The organism is Pseudomonas anatoliensis, from assembly GCF_017976235.1.
GTDB lineage: Bacteria > Pseudomonadota > Gammaproteobacteria > Pseudomonadales > Pseudomonadaceae > Aquipseudomonas > Aquipseudomonas anatoliensis.
This window is the reverse complement of the sequence record NZ_JACVHC010000009.1, coordinates 18,261-33,937: the sequence shown is the minus strand read 5'-3', so window position 1 is coordinate 33,937 and position 15,677 is coordinate 18,261. Positions and strand designations below refer to the sequence as shown.

Annotated in this window: 13 protein-coding genes; 6 read left to right on the top strand and 7 right to left on the bottom strand. The window is 60.3% G+C overall.

Features of this window, described 5'->3' with window-relative positions; all coding sequences use genetic code 11:
- Positions 1–42: 42 nt before the first annotated feature.
- Positions 43–1,947, bottom strand: coding sequence for a phytase (locus tag ICA16_RS25395; protein WP_210701888.1), 1,905 nt, complete (start codon positions 1,945–1,947; stop codon positions 43–45).
- Between the two features lie 60 nt (positions 1,948–2,007).
- Entirely contained in the window at positions 2,008–4,551 is a 2,544-nt protein-coding gene (locus ICA16_RS25390; RefSeq protein ID WP_210701887.1) for a TonB-dependent receptor, read from the bottom strand.
- A gap of 404 nt (positions 4,552–4,955) precedes the next feature.
- Here ICA16_RS25390 and ICA16_RS25385 point away from each other — a divergent pair, with 404 nt between their 5' ends.
- Positions 4,956–5,870, top strand: a complete 915-nt coding sequence (locus ICA16_RS25385) for a GGDEF domain-containing protein (protein WP_150616478.1) — start codon at positions 4,956–4,958, stop codon at positions 5,868–5,870.
- 8 nt (positions 5,871–5,878) lie between these two features.
- Positions 5,879–6,916, top strand: coding sequence for an AraC family transcriptional regulator (locus ICA16_RS25380; RefSeq protein ID WP_210555079.1), 1,038 nt, complete (start codon positions 5,879–5,881; stop codon positions 6,914–6,916).
- Positions 6,917–6,931: 15 nt separating this feature from the next.
- Here the strand turns inward: ICA16_RS25380 and ICA16_RS25375 are convergent, their stop codons facing one another.
- From ICA16_RS25375 to ICA16_RS25365, 3 genes are all read right to left on the bottom strand, one after another.
- Positions 6,932–7,489: a YceI family protein gene (locus ICA16_RS25375; protein ID WP_210701886.1), complete on the bottom strand. Its 558-nt coding sequence runs from the start codon at positions 7,487–7,489 to the stop codon at positions 6,932–6,934.
- 137 nt (positions 7,490–7,626) lie between these two features.
- Complete coding sequence (locus ICA16_RS25370) at positions 7,627–8,985, bottom strand: MATE family efflux transporter (protein WP_210555077.1); 1,359 nt, start codon at positions 8,983–8,985, stop codon at positions 7,627–7,629.
- 155 nt (positions 8,986–9,140) lie between these two features.
- Positions 9,141–10,016: a LysR family transcriptional regulator gene (locus ICA16_RS25365; RefSeq protein WP_150604543.1), complete on the bottom strand. Its 876-nt coding sequence runs from the start codon at positions 10,014–10,016 to the stop codon at positions 9,141–9,143.
- A 308-nt stretch (positions 10,017–10,324) separates the two neighbouring features.
- Here ICA16_RS25365 and ICA16_RS25360 point away from each other — a divergent pair, with 308 nt between their 5' ends.
- Genes ICA16_RS25360 through ICA16_RS25350 form a run of 3 tightly spaced genes read left to right on the top strand, consistent with a single transcriptional unit; the run spans position 10,325 to position 12,906 of the window.
- A complete protein-coding gene (locus ICA16_RS25360; RefSeq protein ID WP_150595564.1) occupies positions 10,325–11,023 on the top strand; it encodes a CoA transferase subunit A in 699 nt (232 codons plus the stop codon).
- A gap of 24 nt (positions 11,024–11,047) precedes the next feature.
- Entirely contained in the window at positions 11,048–11,713 is a 666-nt protein-coding gene (locus ICA16_RS25355; protein WP_150604542.1) for a CoA transferase subunit B, read from the top strand.
- Between the two features lie 11 nt (positions 11,714–11,724).
- A complete protein-coding gene (locus ICA16_RS25350) occupies positions 11,725–12,906 on the top strand; it encodes an acetyl-CoA C-acetyltransferase (protein WP_210555076.1) in 1,182 nt (393 codons plus the stop codon).
- 261 nt (positions 12,907–13,167) lie between these two features.
- Here ICA16_RS25350 and cobF read toward each other — a convergent pair whose 3' ends face one another.
- Both cobF and ICA16_RS25340 read right to left on the bottom strand, forming a co-directional pair.
- On the bottom strand, positions 13,168–13,923 hold the full coding sequence (gene cobF, locus ICA16_RS25345) for a precorrin-6A synthase (deacetylating) (protein ID WP_210701885.1): 756 nt from the start codon (positions 13,921–13,923) through the stop codon (positions 13,168–13,170).
- The gene (locus ICA16_RS25340; protein ID WP_210701884.1) at positions 13,923–14,492 is read right to left on the bottom strand and encodes a histidine phosphatase family protein; all 570 of its coding nucleotides are present in this window, start codon (positions 14,490–14,492) and stop codon (positions 13,923–13,925) included. The genes cobF and ICA16_RS25340 overlap by 1 nt, the downstream gene beginning before the upstream one ends.
- A gap of 330 nt (positions 14,493–14,822) precedes the next feature.
- On the opposite strand from ICA16_RS25340, the gene ICA16_RS25335 reads away from it, so the two are divergent.
- On the top strand, positions 14,823–15,677 hold the full coding sequence (locus ICA16_RS25335) for a MurR/RpiR family transcriptional regulator (RefSeq protein ID WP_150604538.1): 855 nt from the start codon (positions 14,823–14,825) through the stop codon (positions 15,675–15,677).

Here is a 15,677-nt window from a genome sequence, read left to right as displayed (position 1 = left end):
TGCCGCTATTCGATGAAAAAGTGATGACCGATTGATGACGGATCAGGGCAACTTCAGGGCGTTGGTCACCTCGGCCCACGGCACGAACTTGAAGTTCTGGCTTTGCTCGGGCATGCGCTTGCGGCCGTCTTGCACCACCAACAGGCCTTGGCTCCAGGGCCCGCCGAGGTTGACTGAGGTCACCTCCAAGCCATCGGTTTCCGACGCCCCGTCAATCCCGGCCGCCGCGTTGAGCCCGACCCGAAATGCGCCGTGAACGGCAAATGGCGGCTCGGCGTCCAGCAGCAGATAACTGTCATTGCCTTGGCTGGACACCACCAGATAGTCCCGCGCCTGGCTCTGATACAGCGCCAGACCTTCGACGTCGGCGTGCAGCGGCCCACCCACTTTGATCACGCTGGTGAGGGTCGCAGGCTGCTCGGCGCGGGCGTCCACCGCCCAGACCCCGACGTCTTCTTCGCCAATGAACAGACGTTGACGCTGATCATCGGCGACGCAGCCCTCGGGCTGGCTGTCGACCTTGAAGCGGCGTACCAACTCGCCCTGCACCGTGCCGTTTGGGGCGCCGAGGCGGTATTGCAGAAAGGTGCCGTCCTTGTCGTTGGCAATGGCGTAAATCTCGCCGCTGGCCGGCTGAAAGAGGCACAGGCCGTAGATGTCTTTCAACGGCGTCGGCACTTCGCCAATGTCGCGCAACTCGCCGCTGTTGCGGTCGATGGCGAACAGGCTGAGGCTGTTGTGATCGCGATGGCTGGCCACCGCGAGGTCCACCGTCTGCGCGCCCAGTTTGAAGTTGGGCCGCACATCGACGTTGTTCAGGCGACCGACCGGCAACTCCTGCACCTGTTTGCCTTGCAGGTCATACACCATCAGGCCCTGTTTTTTATTGGTGCCAAGCACGCGACTCAGGGATGGCTGCCGCGGATGCACCCAGATCGCCGGGTCGTCCGCAGCATCGCCCTGCCGTGCGACCGGATCGCTCTGCGCTTGCGCCGCGATATTTGGCAGCTTCGGCGGCAACGCCACCGGCGTGGCTTGCCAGTCGAGATTGCCCTGGTAGACGCGGCCATCGTCATCGTCGCGGATCAACACTTGCAGGCCTTTGGCGGTGTTGCGCACGACCAGGTTTTCCGGCTCTTTCAAATCTGCCAACGGCAACGTCGCTTGCGCCGTCCAGCCCTCGCCCTGTTGCTGGTAGAGGTGCAACTGCGCCGCTTTCGGATCGAGCCCGATGACGCCGCCAGGCACCAGCGCCATGGCACCGGCCTCGCCTTTGATTTGACCGAACGGCTCGCGCAGCGCCACCGGCGAGCGTTTTACCTCGGCTTCGGCAGCCGCCGGGTACGCCCACCAGCCGACGTTCTCTTCGTTGACCACCAGTTGCTCGGCGGCATCGTCGACCTGGCAAAACTGCGCCGATGGCGGCAGTGGCAAACCCCGCACCCGTTGCGCCTGAGCATTGAGCGTGCCGCCGTTGCCCACCAGCCATTGCTCACCCTTGCCCTCCTCGCCGACCAGAAACACAAACAGGTTATCGGCGCTGTCGCGGTACAGGCACACGCCGTTTACCGCGAAGTCTCGGGTCGGCAGATACAGCGGCGCATCCCATTGTCGTTGCGCCGGATCGAGGCCGACCACCAACGCTCGCTGACTGGCGTTGTCCAGGCTGGCAACCCACACGTGACGCTCGTCAGCGCGGCTGTCGAGCCCGCTGAAGGAACCGGGCAAACGCGCCAGCTCCGTGCCCTGGCCATCAAGCAACAACAAGCCTTCAGCAGCACTGATGCCAAGGCGCGCATCACCGGGCAAAAAACCCAGCGCTTCAAATTTCAACTTGGGCGCCCACGGCGTGAGTGCCAGGCTCGGCGTGGCGGCCAGCGTCTGGCTGGCGGTCAGGGCGATCAGTGCGCCGAGCAGCCAGTGTTTGTGTCGCAAAGAAATACTCATGAACCGGCAGAATCCTTGTCGTGCGTGGATCGACGGCGGCACCCGGCCGCCCTCCGAGGCTTAGAAATGGGTGAAGGTCAGGCCGAGCTTGTAGGTCGGGCCGTATTCTTCGTATTGGCCGTTGTATGCGCGGTGGCCGGTGTAGACGAAGTACGACTCGTCGGTGAGGTTTTGCGCCTCGAAGCTCAGTTGCAGGTTTTTCGTCAGCGAGTAGCGCGCGCTGAAATCGACGAAGGTCTGCGCATCGACGTGCAGGTCGTGGGCCTTGTCGCTGATCGAAGCCAGTTCGTAGAGGTAGTCGGATTTGTAGTTGGCCGACAGGCGCAGGCTGACCTTGTCGTTTTCCCAGCCGAGCATCACGTTGCCGACGGTGTCGGACTGGCTAGGCAGATCGATGCTGCGTTTGCGGTTAGTGCCAGTGGCGGCATCGAAGCCTTTTATTTCGGCGTCGGAGCGACTGAACGTGGTGTTCGCCCCCAGCAACAGACCGTTCCATGGAGCCGGCAACCAGTCGAATTTTTGCGAGTACGCCAGCTCCAGGCCGTAGAGTTTGGCGCTGTCGCCGTTGGCAAAGGTGTGCGCTTCGGAGAAGTCGGTCCAGGCACCCGTGCCGGCCACGTCGGTGTTGTAGACGAAGTTCTGGATGTCTTTGTAGAACACAAACGCCGACACCGTGCCGGCATGGCCCATGAAGTGCTCGATCCCGAGGTCGAGATTGCTCGACTCCAGTGGTTTCAGCTCGGGGTTGCCGAACGTCGCCTCATCACCATCGATGACAAACCCCGGCGCCAGTTGGCCGAAGGTCGGACGCACCACAGACTTGGTCCACGCCGCACGCACCTGGGTGTTTTTGTCCAGTTGATAACGCGCATGCAGGCCCGGCAGCCAGTGGTGATAACTGCGTTTGGTCTCGGTGGGCTCGAAGTCGCCGTCGGTGGCGCCGGTGCCTTTGGCTTCGAACTCGGTGCCCTCGTAACGCAGGCCCGCAATGAAACGCCAGTCATCGATATCGACCGTGTTCATCAGGTAACCGGCGTTGATGTCCTCGCTCATCTTGAAGTCGTTGACGGTTGATTCGACCGGGTCATAGAAATCGTCGCGGTTCAGTCCGCCGATCAGGTTCTTGATCGCACTGCCACTAATTCCCGGCCCGAACTGGCCCAGTCGATAATCCACCGAGCCCTTGGCGAAGCGGCTGAGGTTGAGTTGATCGTCGCTGAAACCGAGGTCATCGAAATCTTCATAGACCCAGGCATCGAGGTCGTTGTCCTTGTTGCGGCGGCTGACTTTGCCGCCGAACTTGACCTGCGACGCGTAGCCGCTCAAGTCATAGTCACGGGCCAGATCCAGACGCAGGTTTTTCTCGGTGTCCTGGGTGTTCTGCTTTTCCCAGTCGACCTTGTCGAGGCTGAAGTTATTGGCGTCGTAGAAACCCTGGCCCATGATCGGCCGCGGCTTGTCGTTGCTGTAAAAACCGCTGTCGGCGAAATCGTCATTGCCAGCGAACTCCGCGTTGGCGATGTGCCCGGGGCTGTCTTCACTGGAGCGGCTGTAGCCGGCCTGACCGCTGAGCGTCCACAGACCGATCATGCGTTCGCCACCGAACACGTACGACTGGATTTCCTGGGTCTCTTCGCGCTGCTTGAGTTTGCGTTTGCCTTCAGCGTCGCCCAATACGCCGGCGGCCTGTGGGTCGGCAAACTCGATGCTCGTCGAGTTGCGCGTTTCGCTGTCCTTGTAGCGGCTGTAGAGGGTGCGCAGGTAATAGCTGCTGAGGTCGTCGGGTTTGTAATCGAAGTTCAGACCGCCGCCCGTGCGTTCGCGACTGATGTCGTAGTCACGTTGTTCGAACTCTTCCAGTTGCGCGCCACGGGCGAAATCCCAGGCGCCGCCGGTTTCGACGTTGTCCGAACCGAAATCACGCTTCTGCCAACTCAACGCGGCCGCGACACCGAAGTTATCGATGCCGTCGCCCAGGCTGAACCGGTCGCTGACCGCACCGGAGAACTTGGGACTGGTCTGATGGGAGTTCTTGTCGTAACTGGCCTCGGTGCCGCCGGTGTAGAAAAGCCCTTTGTGATCGAACGCCGACAGGCTTTTGACATCGACCGTACCACCCAGCGAGTTGGCATCCATGTCTGGGGTCAGGGTCTTGATGACCGACAGCGACTGCACCAGCTCCGAAGGCAACACGTCGAGCGCCACGGCACGGCGTTCGCTTTCCGGCGACGGCACCAGCGTACCGTTGATGGTCACGCTGTTCAGATCCGGCCCGAGGCCGCGCACGCTGACAAAACGCCCTTCGCCCTGATCGCGTTCGACGCTGACACCCGGCATGCGCTGCGCCGCTTCGGCAACGTTTTCATCGGGCAACTGCGCCATGCCGTCGGCGTGTACCACGCTTTTGATGCTGTCGGATCGACGCTGCTCCTTGAGCGCCGAGTCGATACTCGCCGCCTGACCAACCACTTCGACGTGTTCGACATTGGCACTGGCATCGGCCGCGTGCAGTTGCGCGCTGGCCACCGCCATGGCCAAAGCGGTCAGGGTGAAACTGAAGAGCCCGACGGTGCCGCTGCGCGGATAACTGCTGCGCTGGTACATGTGTGTCCTCCCCCAAAGAATCCGGTCAGGCCAGGCAAGTGGCCCGGCAACTGGAAGGGCAAGCTAGGGGCGGCGGATGACGCTTCTGTGACAGGGTTGACGGTCAGCCGTGTAAACCGGGCATTTGCTGCGGTTTGTCTGTGCAAATGAGCTGAAATGACCTCTTCCACCCACCACGGCACTTGTAGGAGTGAGCCTGCTCGCGATTGCGTTTTTCCAGTCACCATTAATATTGGCTGACTTGACGCTATCGCGAGCAGGCTCACTCCTACAGGGGACGTGGTGTTCTTGAAGAAATATTGCACTGGCCGGTGAGCTGATTCGACCTCCCCCGGCCGTCACCCGACTGTCATAAATATCTGCTGTGCTGGCGCGCATTGCTTCTTCGCCAAAGGATCACGGCCATGTTCTCAGTGCTCAAACCCCATCGTTGGAAACTTGCTGCACTGCTGCTGGCGGCCAACCTCGGTTTGCTGTTGCACCTGGCGTGCGGCGAGCTTAAAGCGGTCAGCGAATGGGTCTGGCTGGACATCATCGGCGAAGGTGGTTCGGCGCTGCTGGCGCTGGTCTGGCTGGGGCTGGTGCTGAAAAGCCGCCCGGCCGGGCGGGTCACCAACTACCTGGCGCTGGGGCTGAGTTGCATCTTCTTTTCCTGGTGGATCGACAGCCTCGACGAGTTCATCCGCCTGCCCGACAGCATCACCTGGGATCACTGGCTGGAGTCGGGGCCGATGCCGGTGGGCATGGTGCTGCTGACCATCGGCATCTATCACTGGCACCGCGAACAACTGGCGATCAGTGCGCAGATGGAGAAACGCGAGCGGCTGTTCCGCGAGCATCGGCTGTTCGACAAACTCACCCCGCTGGGCGGCGCCGATTATCTGAAACGGCAACTGGCCGACAGCCTCGGCGAGAGCATCGCCCAGCAGCAACCGCTGTCCTTGCTGGTACTGGATCTGGATAACTTCGCCGCGATCAATCAGGCGTACGGGCATGCCGAAGGCGATGCCGTGTTGCAGGCCCTCAGCCATTTGCTGCTGCTCAACCTGCGCCGTCAGGATCTGCTCTGTCGCTTGGCCGGCGACCGCTTTGTGGTGTTGCTGCCCAATACGGGCGAACGTCAGGCGCAACTGCTCGCGCAGGAGCTGCAGTTCGCCGTGCAAGCGCTGGCGCATAAAACCCGCCAACACGGCGAGCGCCTGCAACTGGCGGCCAGTACCGCGGCTGTCATGGCCCTCGACGAGACGCCCGAAGCGCTGCTCAAACGCTTGAACCTGGCACTGGCACGCGCCAAGTCGCCCTTGGCCAAAAGCGCCTGAGGCCGACCATGACCGTCAAAACCAACTGGTACGAAAGCGACAGCCGTTTCATCCCCGGGCATTACCAACCGGCGACGCTGATAGACCTGGCGCTGTCGCGTGACATCGACAGCCATCGACTGCTGCGCGGCACCGGGTTGTTTCATGAAGACATTCTGGCCGGTCAGACTCGCCTCAGTCCGCAGCAGTTTCTCGCTCTGATCGACAACAGTCGGCGCTTGCTCGACGCCGATGACAGCAGTTTCCTGTTCGGCCAACGCTTGCTGCCCGGTCATTACGGTGCGGCCAGCCATGCCTTGCGCCACGCCCAGAATCTGCATCAGGCGCTCGACACGCTGGTGCAGCAACAGGCCTTGCTCAGCCCGTTGATGACACCGCGTCTATTGCTCGATGACAGTTTTGCCTACGTGTACTGGCTGGACAGTTGCGGCGCTGGCGAGCAATGGCGTTTTCTGCTGGAAGCTGGCATGACCTCGCTGATCGCCATGAGTCAGTGGCTCAGCGGCCAGCGCCTGCCGTGGGAATGCAGCTTCAGTCATGCCGAGCCGCGTTATGTCGAGCAGTATTGGGTGCATCTGGGCGAGCACACACAGTTCAAGCGACCGCTGGACCTGATGCGCATCCCGCGCGAATTTCTCGCCCGACCGTGGCCCGGCGCCTCCGCCACGGCCGGTCAGGTCGCGCGCCAGGAAGCCACGCGGCAGATCGAGCAATTGGGTTTTGCCGCCAGCTTCACCGATTGCCTCTACAGCCACTTGCAGGATCACGTCCGTCAGCCACCGAGCCTGGAACAGGCTGCGCAGGCATTCGCCATGAGCCCGGCGACCCTCAAACGCAAGCTGCAGAAACACGACAGCGGGTTCCAGCAACAGGTGGATCTGGTGCGCAAACACGTGGCGCTGTACCTGTATCAGGTCAAAGGCATGAGCAACGACGAAGTGGCCGAATACCTGAGCTTTACCGATGCAGCGAACTTTCGACGTTCGTTCAAACGCTGGACCGGCAGCACCCCGAACCTGATCCGTCAGTTGTTCGGCAGTCATTGAGGTGTTGGGCGGGTGTCACTGCTGAGGCGCCACAACCTTGAACTTGATGGCGATGTCTTTGGACACCACGGTGTCTGCCCACTCCCCCGCGCCGAGGCCGAACTCGTCACGTTTGAGCACCAGTTCGCCGTCGAAAATGCCGATGGCGTTGCCTGCTTTCAACTCCACCGGGGCCGCAATTTCTCGGCTGATGCCCTTGAGGGTCAATCGGCCCGTGATCAGGTAGTGGTTTTCGGAAACCTGCGTGAAATGGCTCGATTCAAACACTGCCACGGGAAATTTCGCGGTGTCGAACCACGCCGGTTTCACCAGTTCGGTATTGGCGTCTTCGCTGCCGGCGTCGATGCTGGTGAGGTCGATATGCAAGGTGGTGTGGGCGTTGGCGAGGTTGTCAGTGTCGAAGGCCAGCGTCGCGTCAAACTTGCCGAAGGTGCCGTACATCCGCGAGCCCATCTGGTTGTAGGTGAAGCTGATCTGGCTGGCGGTGGTGTTGACCCGGGTGTATTCAACGGCCTGCGCGACAGGAACGACACACAGGCAAAAAGCGGCAGCGAGCAGCAAGCGGATCGACATGGGATTCTCCAAACATCAGGCAGTTGCGCCAACTGATCTACCTACCCTGTAGGAGCTGCCGAAGGCTGCGATCTTTTGATCTTGCTTTTGAAAACTTCAAGTCAAAAGATCGCAGCCTGCGGCAGCTCCTACACAAATCAAACCAAACGTTCGATTTTCTGATGCTGCCAGACCAGTTTGTAATACAGCGTCTGCAACACCAGCATCCCCAGGTAAGCCACCGGGAACGCCATCCAGACACCTTGCAAACCAAACTGCCCGTCCAGCCAATAGGCCGCCGGCAATTGCACGCCCACCACGCAGACAATGGCGATCACCACCGGCACCAGCACCGTGCCACTGGCGCGCATGATGCCGCCGATGATCGCCTGGAAGCCGAACACCAACAGGCTCCAGAGCATGATGTGCAACAGATGCTCGGCCATTGCCCGAGTCGAATCCTCGGTCAGGAACAAACCGAGCAACCAGTGCGACAACAGGTAACCCAGCACAATCAAGCCGCCGGTTAAACACACGTTGATCAACAGACCGGTGCGCAAGATCGGCCCCATCCGTTCCAGTCGCCCCGCGCCAATGGCCTGTGCGCCGAGGATCGAAGCGGTGATCGCAATCGACAACGCCGGGAACTGCACATAGTTGACGATTTGCGTCACCGCGCCGTACGCCGCCGTCGCTTGCGAACCGTGCTGATTGACCAAGGCCAGGATCACCAATTCCGACAGCGACAACACAATCATCTGCACGCCGGTCGGCAAACCGATACGCAGGACTTTGCCAAGAATCACCCTGTCGAGCCGCAACGCCGCAAAAAATTCGCGGTCCGGCGCCAGTGGATGGTTCTTGCGAATCAGCCGCCACGCCAGCCACGCCATCGCCGCCAGGTTACCCGCGAGGCCCGCATACGCTGCACTCTGAATGCCCAGTTGCGGCAAGCCGAACCAGCCACGAATGAATGCCGGCGTAAGCGCCAGCCCGACACAGGTCGACACTACCAGCGCCAGCAACGGCGACACCGTATCGCTGACCCCGCGCAACAACTGCGTGAACAGCACAAACACCAGCAGCGACGGCAGAATCCACATCATCACGTGGGCGTATGCCACCGCATCGTCCAGAACATCCGCGGGCGTCCCCAAACCCGTCAGCGCCTGCCGCGCAAACACACTGCCCAATACCGCCGCGACCAGACCAATCAATACACCCAGCAACAGCGTCGCCCCGGCAATCGCCTTGACCATATGCGGCTCACGCGCCCCCCAGGCCTGGCCGATCAGCACTCCCGCACCCGCGCCGAGGCCGATCACCAGCGCGATAAAGAAGAACACCACGGGAAACATCCCCGACACCGCCGCCAGCGCCTGAGTGCCAAGCATCTGGCCGATGTAAATGCTGTTGACCGTGCCCGACATGGACTGCAGGAAGTTGGACAGCACCATCGGCGCCAGAAACAGCAGGTAGGTTTGCCAGAGGGGTTTGGTGACGCTGGGGGTCTGCATTGAATAGAGGTCCATCTCGACGGCGGGAGAGCTGATGGAGGATAGCTTCGGTGAGTTGTGAGCGGGGTGCAATTAACATTTAAGACAGGTGTTTATATTTCCCCATCAAGATTGAGAACGGGCGAAGATCAAAAGATCGCAGCCTGCGGCAGCGTTCAATACTCAGCCCTGAGGATGTCGAAGAGTGCCTGCGCCGCCGCCGACAGTTCATTGCCCGGTTCAGTCAGCACGCCAATCGCCCGCTCCACCGAGTCATTCAACGTCAGGCAGCGCGCACCCAATTCCTGCATCTGCTCGGCACACAGCGCCGGCACAGCGCTCACGCCCAGCCCACTGGCAACCATCCGCCCGACTGTTGCCAGTTGGTGGCTTTCAAACTCCACCGGCAACTTCATGCCCCGCGCCTGCAAGTGCTCTTCGAGCATCACCCGCACCGTGGACGGCCGCTGCAAGGTAATGAACGGTTCCTGTAACAACGTCTGCCAGTCGATCTCGGTACGGGCGGCCAGCGGGGAATCCTGCGGCACCACCGCGACGAACCGATCCATGTAAAGCGGTGTGAATGTCATCGAGGTGTTCTGCATCGGTTCGAACGCCACGCCCAGTTCCACCTGACGGTCGCGCACCATCTCCAGCACCTGCTCGTTGATCACATCGTTGACCGTCACGTTGACGTTGGGATAGCGCGCGCGAAAGGTCTTGAGGATCGGCGGCAGCAGGTTGCCGGCAAACGACGGCATTGCCGCCAGCGTCACCCGCCCGCGTTGCAGGCTGAAGCGCTGACGCATTTCGTCTTCGGCGTTGTCCCAGTCGGCAATCAGGCGTCGGGCCAGCGGCAGCAGGGATTCACCTTCTGCGGTCAACGCCACATTGCGCGTGTTGCGGCTGAACAGCCGTCCACCCAAGCCCTCTTCCAGGGCTTTGATGGTCAGGCTCAGCGCCGATTGCGACAGGTGCAACCGCTCGCAGGCCACGGCAAAACTCAGGCTCTGGGCGACGGCGAGAAAGGCACGGATTTGTTTGATGGTCATACTGAATAGCTTCCTGCGATGCTGCCTGGATGAACGCGGTTAAAACTGTAGGAGCTGCCGAAGGCTGCGATCTTTTGATTTTGTTCTGAATGTTCAAGGGTCAAGATCAAAAGATCGCAGCCTTCGGCAGCTCCTACAGGATTTCGTCGATTCGGCCATTAGGCAAAATCGTCGATTCAGTGAGTTTAGCGATTGTTGAGTTTTATCTATCAATCAACCTTAAAAATCAACTTAACAAATATATCCTTCGGCGAGACACTCCAACCATTCGGCTAGCCAGCCGCCCGCAAATAATAAAAGAGGTGCATATGGCAGGTTTCGACAAGCGCGTGAGTTCCTATGAGGAAGCCCTCGCCGGGCTTGAAGACGGCATGACCGTTATCGCTGGCGGCTTCGGTCTGTGTGGGATTCCGGAAAACCTGATCGCCGAGATCAAGCGCAAGGGCACACGCGACCTCACCGTCGTCTCCAACAACTGCGGCGTCGACGGTTTTGGCCTCGGCGTGCTGCTGACCGACCGCCAGATCAGCAAAGTCGTCGCCTCGTACGTCGGCGAAAACAAGCTGTTCGAAGAGCAACTGCTCAAAGGCGAAATCGAAGTCACCCTGACCCCGCAAGGCACCCTCGCCGAGAAGATGCGTGCAGGCGGGGCTGGCATTCCGGCCTTCTTCACGGCGACTGGCGTCGGCACTCCGGTGGCCGATGGCAAGGAAGTGCGTGAATTCAACGGTCGCAAGTACCTGATGGAAGAGTCCATCACTGGCGACTTCGCCATCGTCAAAGGCTGGAAAGCCGATCATTTCGGCAACGTCATCTATCGCCATACCGCGCAGAACTTCAATCCGCTGGCCGCCACCGCCGGCAAAATCACCGTGGTCGAAGTCGAAGAAATCGTCGAGCCCGGCGAGCTGGATCCGGCACACATCCACACTCCCGGCATCTACGTCGACCGGGTCATTTGCGGCACGTTCGAAAAACGCATCGAACAGCGCACCATCCGCAAATAATTCAGGCCTACGGAGAACAACAACATGGCACTTACCCGCGAACAAATGGCTCAGCGCGTCGCCCGCGAAATGCAGGACGGCTACTACGTCAACCTCGGCATCGGCATTCCGACCCTGGTCGCCAACTACATCCCCGAAGGCATGGAAGTCATGCTGCAGTCGGAAAACGGCCTGCTCGGCATGGGTCCTTTTCCTACTGAAGAAACCATCGATGCCGACATGATCAACGCCGGCAAGCAAACCGTGACCGCGCGTATCGGCGCTTCGATTTTTTCTTCGGCCGAATCCTTCGCGATGATCCGCGGCGGCCATGTCGACCTCACAGTGCTGGGCGCGTTTGAGGTGGACGTCGAAGGCAATATCGCCTCGTGGATGATCCCCGGCAAACTGGTCAAAGGCATGGGCGGCGCGATGGACCTGGTAGCTGGCGCAGACAACATCATCGTCATCATGACCCACGCGTCCAAGGACGGTGAGTCCAAACTATTAGCCCGTTGCAGCCTGCCGCTGACCGGCGCCGGGTGCATCAAGCGTGTGCTGACCGACCTCGCCTATCTGGAAATCGAGAACGGTGCATTCATTCTCAAAGAACGCGCGCCGGGTGTCAGCGTTGAAGAGATCGTGGCCAAAACCGCCGGTAAACTGATCGTGCCTGATCATGTGCCGGAAATGCAGTTCGCTGCCCAGTGAGGAATTTGAAAATGCAAGACGTCGTCATTGTTGCCGCTACGCGTACCGCGATCGGCAGTTTCCAGGGTTCCCTGGCCAGCGTATCCGCGGTTGATCTGGGCGCAGCGGTGATTCGCCAGTTGCTCGAACAGACCGGTCTGGACGGTGCGCAGGTCGATGAAGTGATCATGGGCCAGGTACTGACCGCCGGCGCCGGCCAGAACCCGGCGCGTCAGGCCGCCATCAAGGCTGGCTTGCCCCACGCGGTGCCGGCCATGACCCTGAACAAGGTCTGCGGCTCGGGCCTCAAGGCTTTGCACCTCGGTGCCCAAGCGATCCGTTGCGGTGACGCCGACGTGATTATCGCCGGCGGCCAGGAAAACATGAGCCTGTCCAACTACGTAATGCCGGGCGCGCGCACCGGTCTGCGCATGGGTCACGCGCAAATCGTCGACACCATGATCAGCGATGGCCTGTGGGATGCGTTCAACGATTACCACATGGGCATCACCGCGGAAAACCTCGTCGACAAATACGAGATCAGCCGCGAACAGCAGGACGCCTTCGCTGCCGCCTCCCAGCGCAAAGCCGCTGCCGCCATCGAGGCCGGTCGTTTTGTCGATGAAATCACCCCGATCCTGATCCCGCAGCGCAAAGGCGATCCGGTCGCTTTCAAGGTCGACGAACAACCGCGTGGTGAGACCACCGCTGAATCGCTGGCCAAACTGCGCCCGGCGTTCAAAAAGGACGGCAGCGTCACTGCTGGCAACGCATCGTCGCTGAACGACGGCGCCGCTGCGGTAATCCTGATGAGCGCCGAAAAAGCCAAATCCCTGGGCCTGCCAGTACTGGCGACCATCGCTGCCTACGCCAACGCGGGCGTTGACCCGGCGATCATGGGCATCGGCCCGGTGTCGGCCACCCGCCGCTGCCTGGACAAGGCGGGTTGGTCAATCGAGCAACTCGATCTGATCGAAGCCAACGAAGCCTTCGCCGCGCAATCGCTGGCCGTGGCCAAGGATCTGCAATGGGATCTGGACAAGGTCAACGTCAACGGCGGCGCCATCGCGCTGGGTCACCCGATCGGTGCGTCGGGTTGCCGGGTGCTGGTGACCTTGCTGCATGAAATGATCAAGCGTGATGCGAAAAAAGGTCTCGCGACCCTGTGCATCGGCGGCGGACAGGGCGTGGCCCTGGCGCTGGAACGCGCATAAAGAGCACTACCGACCGCGGGCGGATCCACGACATCCGCTCGCTGTCTCCCCAGCACACAGATCCTTAGGGGATCAATGTTCGCCGCAAGATTTGTGTACGACACTGATCAACTGTAGGAGCTGCCGAAGGCGGCGATCTTTTGATCTTGCTCTTGAAAAACAAGATCAAAAGATCGCAGCCTCGTTTCACTCGACAGCTCCTACAGAGGTCGATGTGGGAGCGAGCTTGCTCGCAAAGGGGCCCATTCAAGCACCAAAGATCTAGGGCTTGCGCAGCAAATACGTATCCATGATCCATCCATGCTCCAACCGCGCAGCCTTGCGCACCCGCTCGATTTCATCCGCCACATCGCAAAGTTTGCCGCTGATCAAGATCTCATCCGGCGTGCCCAGGTAAGCCCCCCAAAAAATCTCTGTCTGCAGATCAGCCACGTGGTGGTAGGAATCTTCGGCATCGAGCATCACCACCAAACTGTCGGCATCACTTACCTGCCCTGCCGCCAGGCGCCGGCCAGTGGTGATTTCAACGGAGCGGCCGATGGTATTCAACGGCACCTTGTGCTGCGCCGCCAAGGCCTGAACGCTGGTAATCCCGGGCATCACTTCAAACTCGAAGGCACAGCGACCCGAGGCCAGAATCGCGTGCAGGATGCGAAGGGTGCTGTCGTACAACGCCGGATCGCCCCACACCAGAAAACCGCCGCACTCCCCGTCAGACAATTCGTCGTTGATCAGCCGTTCGAAGGTTTGCTGCTTGGCGCGGTTCAGATCATCGACGCTGGCGATGTAGTCCACGTCGCCGCGCTCGCGTTCCGGGCTGTGGGCTTCGACGAAGCGATACGCTGGATCGGTGATATAGCGCTGACAAATCTCGCGACGCAGATCGATCAATTTGTCCTTGCTCTGGCCCTTATCCAGCAAAAAGAACACATCCACCCGATTCAGCGCTTTCACCGCCTGCATCGTGATGTAGTCCGGATTACCGGCGCCGATACCGATCACCAGCAGCTGCTTCATCAGCGTGTTCCTTCAATGTCGTGACCTGGCAAGCGTAGCCGCCAGCGCCCGGTGAAGCGCAGTTCAACCGCTGACAACGGCTCGACATCAATGTCATGAAACGCCGAGCCCTGCATAACGTGAATCAACGCAGCACGGATGATGAACGGATGCGTGACCGCCACCACGTGCCCCGGCGTGGTTTGCAGACTGACCAGCCACCTCGACACGCGCTCGCACACCTGCGCGATCGATTCACCGCCATGGGGCGTGGCGTGCGGATCTTCCAGCCATTCCTGTAGCGCCGCGGTTTGCGAGCGTTGCAGATCCTTGATCGCCTGCCCGTGCCACTGCCCCCAATCGCAATCGCGCAGCGCTTGATCAATATGTGCGTCAGCACCCAACCACGCGGCGGTCTGACGTGTACGCAGTTCAGGCGCACAGATCAGGCGCCGTGAGGCGTCGAAGCGCGCAGCCAATACGTCAGAAGCCAGGCCGATATTTTCAACAGGCTCATTCGTAGGAAAACGCGCCAGTTTTTGTGCGACGGTTCGCGCATGGCACATCAGGGTCAAACGGGTGGTGTGCACAATCAATCACTCTGTCGAGAGTCATGAAAAACAACGGCGCAATGCCGGTTAGTGGGCAATTGTGCCGTACATCAAGGGCTTCAAGGCTGTTAGCTGCATCGCCTTATCACTTTAAGATGCCAAAAAATCGGCAATGTCTGACATGCCCATGGGCGATGGACTACAAAGCTTGTCGCCAACCGTGTAGCCCTTGTTACACAAGCATCTTGCCCCATTTCAGGGCCTTTTCAACACACTGAAAAATTCACTAGACATGTAGCGTCAGTTACATAAATACTGTTTTAACGGATTGTGAAACGAATTCGACACACCCATCCAGCAGGAGCCAGGATGCCCCCTCTCAGAGACCTGATCACCGATCCCGGCCTCGATCTGACACCGTCAGAACGCAAAGTCGTTCGCGCCCTGCTTGATCAATACCCACGCAACGGTCTGGGACCAATGGCACGTCTGGCCGAACACGCCGGCGTCAGCGACCCGACCATCGTGCGCCTGGTGAAAAAACTCGGTTTCGGCGGTTACGCCGAGTTCCAGGATGCGCTACTCAGCGACATGGATCATCGCCTGCGCTCACCACGCACCCTGCTGCAACCTCGTGCCCAGCAAAACAAGGACGACGCCTGGGGTCATTATCTGGCCGACAGCCATCGCCTGCTGGTTGAAACGCAATCGCTGACTCAACCCGAAGACGTGCGCATCCTCACGGATTGGCTACTCGATACCCGGCATCAGGTGCACTGCTTCGGCGGACGCTTCAGCAGCCTGCTGGCGAGCTACTTGCTCAATCACTTGCGCCTGCTGCGCACCGGCTGCTTTGCACTGGAAGACAACGCGCAACTGCCCGATCGCCTGTTCGATCTGCAACGCCAGGATGTGGTGCTGCTGTTTGACTATCGCCGCTACCAGTCCCAGGCCCTGCGCGTGGCCAGCGCGGCGAAAAACAACAACGCGCGAGTGGTGCTCTTCACCGACATCTACGCCTCGCCACTGCGCGAACTGGCCGACCTGATTATCAGCGCCCCCGTAGAGTCGGCCTCGCCGTTCGACACCATGGTGCCGGCGCTGGCGCAAGTCGAAGCACTGATCGCCAGCCTGACCCTGCGCACCACGAATCTGGCCGATCGCCTGGAAGGCATCGACGCCCTGCGCAACGACTTCAATACGCACCTTCTGGAGGATAAATAA

Coding starts and splice junctions, on each gene's coding strand:
- ICA16_RS25395 (WP_210701888.1), bottom strand. CDS start 1,947: ATGAGTATTTCTTTGCGACACAAACACTGGCTGCTCGGCGCACTGATC.
- ICA16_RS25390 (WP_210701887.1), bottom strand. CDS start 4,551: ATGTACCAGCGCAGCAGTTATCCGCGCAGCGGCACCGTCGGGCTCTTC.
- ICA16_RS25385 (WP_150616478.1), top strand. CDS start 4,956: ATGTTCTCAGTGCTCAAACCCCATCGTTGGAAACTTGCTGCACTGCTG.
- ICA16_RS25380 (WP_210555079.1), top strand. CDS start 5,879: ATGACCGTCAAAACCAACTGGTACGAAAGCGACAGCCGTTTCATCCCC.
- ICA16_RS25375 (WP_210701886.1), bottom strand. CDS start 7,489: ATGTCGATCCGCTTGCTGCTCGCTGCCGCTTTTTGCCTGTGTGTCGTT.
- ICA16_RS25370 (WP_210555077.1), bottom strand. CDS start 8,985: ATGCAGACCCCCAGCGTCACCAAACCCCTCTGGCAAACCTACCTGCTG.
- ICA16_RS25365 (WP_150604543.1), bottom strand. CDS start 10,016: ATGACCATCAAACAAATCCGTGCCTTTCTCGCCGTCGCCCAGAGCCTG.
- ICA16_RS25360 (WP_150595564.1), top strand. CDS start 10,325: ATGGCAGGTTTCGACAAGCGCGTGAGTTCCTATGAGGAAGCCCTCGCC.
- ICA16_RS25355 (WP_150604542.1), top strand. CDS start 11,048: ATGGCACTTACCCGCGAACAAATGGCTCAGCGCGTCGCCCGCGAAATG.
- ICA16_RS25350 (WP_210555076.1), top strand. CDS start 11,725: ATGCAAGACGTCGTCATTGTTGCCGCTACGCGTACCGCGATCGGCAGT.
- cobF (WP_210701885.1), bottom strand. CDS start 13,923: ATGAAGCAGCTGCTGGTGATCGGTATCGGCGCCGGTAATCCGGACTAC.
- ICA16_RS25335 (WP_150604538.1), top strand. CDS start 14,823: ATGCCCCCTCTCAGAGACCTGATCACCGATCCCGGCCTCGATCTGACA.